At 50.2% G+C, this 329-nt stretch carries 1 protein-coding gene; it reads left to right on the top strand.

What is annotated here, in order from left to right; genetic code table 11:
- Positions 1 to 44: 44 nt before the first annotated feature.
- Positions 45 to 329 (top strand): hypothetical protein (locus GCN74_RS29480; RefSeq protein ID WP_226939284.1); only part of this gene is annotated, 285 nt, incomplete at its 3' end.

The raw sequence follows: 329 nt of genomic DNA, 5'->3' as shown, positions 1-329 counted from the left end.
CCCTGGTTGTGACTGGTTGAATTATTGTGTCCATAAATAAATTTGTGGACACAATCAATTTGCGTCCCAAATTCAATCATCGGGATCTGCGGCGATTAAGGGAAGACGGTGGTGAGGCGACGCTTACTGACCAGGTGCCGGCCCTGGAAGGCACCCCGCAGCGGTGCCTTGAGGTTGTGGGATTTGATATATTGGATATGTCAGCGCCAGACGAAAAAAAACCCCGCCATGGCTGGCGGGGTTTTTCTCTACTGCGAATAACAAGCCTGACGATAACCTACTTTCACACTGGTTGCAGCACTATCATCGGCGCAAAGTTGTTTCACGGT

The organism is Janthinobacterium sp. FT14W (genome assembly GCF_009208755.1).
Taxonomy (GTDB): Bacteria; Pseudomonadota; Gammaproteobacteria; order Burkholderiales; family Burkholderiaceae_D; genus Janthinobacterium; species Janthinobacterium violaceinigrum.
The sequence above is the reverse complement of the archived record's forward strand: the minus strand, read 5'-3'. Positions and strand labels throughout refer to the sequence as shown.